The organism is Yersinia thracica (assembly GCF_902170565.1).
Classification (GTDB): Bacteria; Pseudomonadota; Gammaproteobacteria; order Enterobacterales; family Enterobacteriaceae; genus Yersinia; species Yersinia thracica.
The window spans coordinates 23,853-30,737 of record NZ_CABHXX010000085.1; the positions used below are offsets into that span (position 1 = coordinate 23,853).

Sequence of the window (6,885 nt, forward strand, 5' to 3'; positions counted from 1 at the left end):
TAATAAAGTTAATGTATTGTAAGTCATAGCCAAGTGTTAAGGTTTCCAGACTATTATCACTCAATATCGTCACCTTATCACAGGGTAATTATACCTGTCGCCAGACTGTATAACGCTGCGATAGCGGCAATGAGTGCCACGGCAAAGAAACATTTTTCAAGGGAGGAAAATACTGATTTCTTCTGCTCGCGTTTAGCAATAATAAATAGCAGGGTGCCTGGCCCATATATCACTGCCGACAATAATATGTATTTCAATCCCCCCGCATATACCATCAATATGGCATATATCGTGGCAATTAAGGCAACAATAAAATCTTTTTTATGGTCTCTCGAACCCACAGGGTAAGTCTCGCGGGTCCAGACTAATTTCAACCCATATGCTGCAACCAGGAGATAGGGGATCAGAACCAATGAACTGGTTAACTCAAGTGCGAGCTGGAAAGCATATTCAGTGAAAAGCGTAACAATTAAGAATAATTGGATAAAAATATTCGACATCCACACCGCAGCCGAGGGCACCCCATGTTTATTCTCAGTGGCCAAGATACTCGGCATAATATTGCTTTTTGCTGCACTATAGAGAGCTTCGGCAGCCAGTAGAGTCCATGATAAATAGGCTCCCAAAACTGAAATAATCAATCCAATACTGATAAATATAGCGCCCCACCGCCCTACAATATGCTCTAACACCCCCGCCATTGACGGTTGACGTAATGCAGCCAGGTCAGGGCGCAGCAGCACACCATAAGAGAGCATCGTGACCAACACCAACAAACATAAAACACCAATAAAACCTAAAACGGTCGCAATACCGACGTGTTTTCTTTCTTTGGCATAGCGGGAATAAACACTCGCACCTTCAATACCCACAAAAACAAATACCGTGACCAACATTGTGCTGCGAACTTGAGAAAACAAAGTTTCAGAACCCGCGCTTATTTCTAATGCCGCATGACCGGCATAGCCATAATCGTCCAGATGCGAGAGATCACCCACCGCCCCTAAAGACTGAGTCCCCCAGAAGTTTAAAGCGAAAGTATCGGTGTGAAAGGCAAATGCCAAAACAATAATAAAAATAAATATCGGAATAACTTTAGCAAAAGTGGCAATGGTATTAATCGTCGCAGCCTCTTTAATGCCGCGTAACACCATAAAGTGGAAGCTCCATAAGATTAATGAAGCAATTAAAACAGCGGATAAAGTATTACCATCACCAAAGAGTGGGAAGAATGCGCCCAGTGTTGATTTGATCAACACGAAATAAGAAACACTGCCAATACACGCCCCAGCCCAAAAACCGATGGCCGACGCAAAACCGGCATAATCGCCAAACCCGGTTTTAGCATAAATATAAACGCCTGAGTCAAGGTCGGGTTTACGTTGCGCCAATGTCTGGAAAACAAAGGCCAGAGTCAGCATTCCCCCGCCCGCTATAACCCAGGCGATCAATGCGCCAAAGCCCCCAGTGGCACGACCAAACGTCGCGGGCAGAGAAAAAATACCGGCACCTATCATCGAGCCGACGACCAGCGAAGTTAATGACCACAGTGACAATTTTTTATTTGCGGAGGCCGCCATATTCGTGTCCCTTTACATAAGTTAATCCAATGTAAAACAGATTAACCTAATAAAAGATTAAGTCCTATAGAGGTTATTCAACGAAAATGTGAGCTTCCGTCAAAAGCTGAATATTGATCATTTGAGTATCACAAAATAAATAATGCACGAAACCATCATGAAGAGGGTATCGGGCATTAGTAATCGATTGAACTTAGTTGAGTTTGGCTCTATTAGATAGGTGTTTTAACCACATGAAAGTTGAACATTATCACCTTATTCAATACAATTTAGCTCATCAATTTTTTCGTCAAATAATAGCGATGATACTCATCCACGACATTTTCTAGCGCCATCTGCAATTGATAGCCATGCTTTTCATAGAATGGCCGCGCCTGGAAACTGAATGTATCAACTTGGGCAAATTTACATCCGCGTTGTATTGCTTCCTGCTCTACAGCCTGCATCAATTTACTGCCCGCACCTGAATGACGTAATGTATCGGATACCCACAACAATTCTATACTCAGGTAATTGCCTAATGTATAAGCAGTAATCCCCCCTAACGTTTCGCCGTGCTCACCCGTTATAAACACAGCTAATGGTTTTCGACCGTTATCACCGACAAAATTACGGTTAAAGGCCTTTAACCCCGCCATAACTTCAGCTACATTTTCAGCCGCTGGGGTATCCGTCATCGTCAACTTCATTATCATTGCTCCTCGCGATGAAATCACTAACACAACTCGATTTTATCTTTGCTTTTGGCATATTCTCACAGATGAGAATTTTATTATCGGTTAATAACTGCAAAATAAATGCTATTAAGAACTATTTAGATTTATAATGCCGAAAATCACTTTTTCTTATTTCGTTTTATAATTTCCCTCTGTAATTGTAAGGATGCCTGATGCTCCGCCGTTTCTTTTCTTATTACACCCCGTATAAAGGGCTTTTCTATCTGGATTTTGGCTGCGCTATTTTGGCCGGTCTGCTGGAACTGAGCTTCCCGATGGCTGTAAAACTGTTCATTGATAAGCTGCTCCCTAATCAAGATTGGGTGTTGATAGTCTGGGCCGCTACGGGCTTGCTAATGATTTATCTCCTCAATACCGCGCTAATGGCGATAGTTAACTATTGGGGGCATGCTCTCGGTGTCGGCATCGAAACCGATATGCGCCGCCAGGCATTTAGCCATCTGCAAAAGTTATCATTTAGCTATTACGACAATATGAAGACCGGGCATATCATCACCCATGTCACAAAAGACCTTGAGGAAGTTGGGGAAATTGCCCATCACGGCCCAGAAGATCTTTTCATTGCGGTAATGACGTTTATTGGCGCTTTTATCCTGATGGCTTCTGTTCACCTGCCACTGGCGATGCTCACTATCTTTATTGTGCCGTTTATGACCTATCTGGTCAGCCGTTATGGCGCACAAATGACGGAAACCTGGCGTCGGCTATTTGGTCAGGTGGGGAATTTTAATGCCCGAATTGAAGAAAGCATTGGGGGGATCCGTGTCGTAAAAGCTTTCGCAAACGAATCCCATGAGAAAAAATTATTCGCCAAAGATAACGAAGATTACCGCACCACTAAATTGCGGGCTTACCGCATTATGACCACCAGTATGACCATGAGCTACCTCAGCACCCGTCTGGTTCAGTTGATCGTGATGGTGGTCGGCACCTGGTATGTAGTTAATGACCAGCTTAGTTACGGCGGCTTTGTCGGTTTTCTGTTGTTAGTCGAAGTCTTTTTCCGCCCTGTGGCGAAAATAACCTCGGTACTGGAAAGCTATCCGAAAGGAATTGCTGGATTTAAACGATTCACGCAACTAATTGATACATTACCAGATATTGTCGATCAGCCCAATGCACGCCCGGTGGGCCACCTGCGGGGGGATATTTGTTATCAAAATGTCAGTTTCGGTTATTCCGCACAGAACAAAATCTTTACTGACTTAAACCTGCAAATCCGCGCGGGTGAAACCGTGGCATTTGTCGGCCCCTCTGGTGCAGGGAAAACAACATTATGCTCATTACTCCCCCGTTTCTATGAGCTTGATGGCGGTGCAATTACCATTGATGGGATCAATATCCGTGATATGACCCAGCAATCATTGCGCAATAATATTGGTATTGTTCAGCAAGATGTTTTCTTATTCGGCGGCTCTATCCGTGAGAATATTGCTTATGGCAAACTGGACGCCAGCGATGACGAAATTATGGCGGCGGCACAGCAAGCTCGCCTGGATGAGCTGATTGAAAGTCTGCCAGATGGCCTTGATACTGTGGTTGGTGAGCGCGGAGTTAAATTATCGGGTGGCCAGAAGCAACGCCTGTCTATTGCGCGTATCTTCTTGAAAAACCCGCCAATTCTGATTCTGGATGAAGCAACATCTGCACTGGATACGGCCACAGAACAAGCTATTCAGTTGGCATTGACTGAGTTATCACAAGGGCGAACCACCTTAGTTATTGCTCACCGTTTAGCCACTATTCAAAACGCCGACCGCATTATTGTGGTCGATAAAGAAGGTATTGTTGAACAAGGTGATCATCACGAGCTGCTCGCCCGCAAAGGGGCTTACGCCAAATTGCATAATGCGCAGTTCAGTGCAGCCTGATTCACAGTAAAAACCCACCCGCAGATGGGCTCGAATGGTAAACTGGAGGAAAATTCAGCCAAAGCCATTCCATCGCGGGCTTAAATAGGGTACAAGGACGCCATGAAAATTCCAAAACGAATCCAACCGCTGGTTGATGACGGCTTGGTTGACGAAGTCATCCGTCGTTTAAAAAGTGGCAAAGAAGCTGATGTCTATGTTGTCCGTTGTGGGCAGGATATCCGTTGCGCTAAAGTTTACAAAGAAGCAGAGAACCGCAACTTCAAACAAGCAGTTCAATATCAAGAAGGTCGTAAAGTCCGTAATAGCCGCGATGCGCGTGCCATGGCAAAGGGTTCCAAATTTGGCCGCAAGCAGCAAGAAGAAACCTGGCAAACTGCCGAGGTCGATGCGTTGTATCTGCTAGCCAATGCTGGTGTTCGCGTGCCACAGCCCTATGCTTGTCTTGATGGCGTGCTTCTCATGGAACTGGTCACCGATGAAGACGGCCTCGCCGCCCCTCGCCTTAGTGATGTTCCCTTTAGCAAAGAACAAGCGCTGATTGACCATGCAATAATGATCCGCTATGTGGTTCGGATGCTGTGCGCGGGCTTGGTTCATGGCGATTTGTCAGAGTTTAATGTCTTAATCGACAAAGACGGCCCGGTGATTATCGATTTGCCGCAAGCCGTTAATGCTGCGGCCAATAATCACGCTAAAGCCATGTTGGAGCGAGATGTGGCGAATATGACGCACTATTATGGTCAATACGCCCCTGAATTGCTTGACAGTAAATATGCCAAAGAGATGTGGGCGCTTTATGAAGATGGCAAGTTGCATCCTGAAACCCCATTGACTGGCGAGTTTGCAGAAAGCACGCAAGCTGTTGATGTTGAGGGCGTACTAGAGGAAATTCAGGCGGTTATCGCTGAAGAACAAGAACGTCTGCGGGAAGCTCAAGACCATACAAACTAAGCGAGATATTGCTTTTTTATATTAGTAATAATCATATCGGCAATGTGTATTTGTGGGGCAGTCATATCCTCCTGCCCCACATTTCTTCATATGTATGTGACTAATCAACTATATATGTTATGAATCAACTATATATGTTACGAATCAACTTAGTTCTACCGCTTTAACCTGGTTTTTCCCCGCAGTTTTCGCGCGGTATAGCGCTTTATCCGCAGCATCTGACAAATCTTTCGCCGACAGATATTCGCCCGGTTCAGAAACGGAGGCCACACCAACACTGATAGTCACGCGCCCATGGGGTGACATTCCGTGGGGAATGTCCAGTTCCTCAATCGAATGGCGCATGCGCTCGGCAACCGCGGTCGCATCTGCCAGAGTACTTGGGGCGAGTAAGATAATAAACTCCTCACCACTGTGTAGAGACAATAAAGTTTGCCCGTAAGATGTACATTGACTAAATTTCGTTCATGTAAAACGTTTGTGGAAGTCTTATGGGGAGAAGTAGAGAAGTAGAGAAGTAGAAAACTTGAAACTCTCGGGGATTATCAGCGGGCACTAAAAGTAGCCAAAACAATAGGTGGAGAGTGTTCAGAATTCTGTGTCACGTTAAAATCATTATAGCGTTATCACTTTATCAAGACGCCCCTCAAAATAAATGGCTAACTGGGACAGTGTCAAATTCCAACTCTGGATCGGCATTGTCCATTTTCTTTGCGCATTCTGTAATCCTAAGTAAAGTAACTTCAACAGGCTGTTTTCATTCGGAAAAGCGCCTTTAGTTTTAGTGAGTTTCCTGAACTGCCGATGAACTGATTCTATTGCATTTGTGGTGTAAATAACCTTACGAATAGTCGCCGGATAACGGAAATATCCTGATAAATTCGTCCACTTCCTGCGCCAGGACTGCAACACCATCGGGTATTGCACCCCCCATTTTTCCTCCAGTTCGTCCAGCGCGGTTTCCGCCGCTTCTTTTGATACCGCCCGATAAACCGGCTTTAAATCCGCCATAAACGCTTTGTGGTGTTTTGATGATACGTATTTGATTGAATTACGTATTTGATGAATCACGCAGAGCTGGACTTCGGTTTGCGGGTAAATGCTGTTGATAGCCTCCGGGAACCCGGTCAGGCCATCGACACAGGCAATCAGAATATCGCTTAAGCCCCTGTTTTGCAGGTCTGTCAGCACTGACAGCCAGAAGTTAGCCCTTTCATTTTCAGACAGATACAGACCTAAAATCTCTTTTTTACCTTCCAGATTCAGAGCCAGCACGGTGTAAACCGCTTTGTTCTGATAGCGGCCATCTTCGCGGATTTTATAATGAATGGCATCCAGCCAGACGAAGGGATAAATCGCCTCCAGCGGGCGCTGTTGCCATTGTTTTAACTCAGGAATAACTTTATCCGTCACCGCGCTGATGGTGGCGCTGGACACGCTGAAAGCGTATAAATCCTCGATTTCGCGACTGATATCGGCGTAGCTCATTCCCAGCGCGAACATGCGAATGATTTTCTGCTCAATCTCATCGGAGAGCGTAGTCTGATGTTTTTTCACTAATTGCGGTTCGAAAGTACTGTTACGGTCACGGGGCGTGGCCAGTTCAAAGCTGCCGGTAGGGGTTTTGATGGTTTTTTTGCCAGACCCATTTTTACGGTTAGCGTCAATATCATTTGCCAGATGGGAGTCCAGCTCCGCCGTCAATGCAGCTTCAGTTAACTGTTTGATTAACGGAGTTAAAAT

General features: G+C 45.2%; 5 protein-coding genes and 1 pseudogene. 2 read left to right on the top strand and 4 right to left on the bottom strand.

The window, feature by feature from the left end; genetic code table 11:
• Nucleotides 1-77: 77 nt before the first annotated feature.
• Both FTA91_RS12110 and FTA91_RS12115 read right to left on the bottom strand, forming a co-directional pair.
• Nucleotides 78-1,580, bottom strand: coding sequence for an amino acid permease (locus FTA91_RS12110; protein ID WP_050116269.1), 1,503 nt, complete (start codon nucleotides 1,578-1,580; stop codon nucleotides 78-80).
• Between the two features lie 269 nt (nucleotides 1,581-1,849).
• Entirely contained in the window at nucleotides 1,850-2,269 is a 420-nt protein-coding gene (locus tag FTA91_RS12115; protein WP_050116268.1) for a GNAT family N-acetyltransferase, read from the bottom strand.
• 200 nt (nucleotides 2,270-2,469) lie between these two features.
• On the opposite strand from FTA91_RS12115, the gene FTA91_RS12120 reads away from it, so the two are divergent.
• On the top strand, nucleotides 2,470-4,188 hold the full coding sequence (locus FTA91_RS12120; RefSeq protein ID WP_145536011.1) for an ABC transporter ATP-binding protein: 1,719 nt from the start codon (nucleotides 2,470-2,472) through the stop codon (nucleotides 4,186-4,188).
• 102 nt (nucleotides 4,189-4,290) lie between these two features.
• Entirely contained in the window at nucleotides 4,291-5,142 is an 852-nt protein-coding gene (locus FTA91_RS12125) for a PA4780 family RIO1-like protein kinase (protein WP_145536012.1), read from the top strand.
• 144 nt (nucleotides 5,143-5,286) lie between these two features.
• Here the strand turns inward: FTA91_RS12125 and FTA91_RS12130 are convergent.
• Both FTA91_RS12130 and FTA91_RS12135 read right to left on the bottom strand, forming a co-directional pair.
• Nucleotides 5,287-5,559, bottom strand: a pseudogene (locus FTA91_RS12130) (GGDEF domain-containing protein); the annotation flags it as partial.
• Nucleotides 5,560-5,757: 198 nt separating this feature from the next.
• A partial coding sequence (locus tag FTA91_RS12135; protein ID WP_145583400.1) for an IS256 family transposase occupies nucleotides 5,758-6,885 on the bottom strand: 1,128 nt, incomplete at its 5' end.

What these genes read in the sequence shown, in the direction of transcription:
- FTA91_RS12110 (WP_050116269.1), bottom strand. Translation starts at nt 1,580, where the DNA reads ATGGCGGCCTCCGCAAATAAAAAATTGTCACTGTGGTCATTAACTTCG.
- FTA91_RS12115 (WP_050116268.1), bottom strand. Translation starts at nt 2,269, where the DNA reads ATGAAGTTGACGATGACGGATACCCCAGCGGCTGAAAATGTAGCTGAA.
- FTA91_RS12120 (WP_145536011.1), top strand. Translation starts at nt 2,470, where the DNA reads ATGCTCCGCCGTTTCTTTTCTTATTACACCCCGTATAAAGGGCTTTTC.
- FTA91_RS12125 (WP_145536012.1), top strand. Translation starts at nt 4,291, where the DNA reads ATGAAAATTCCAAAACGAATCCAACCGCTGGTTGATGACGGCTTGGTT.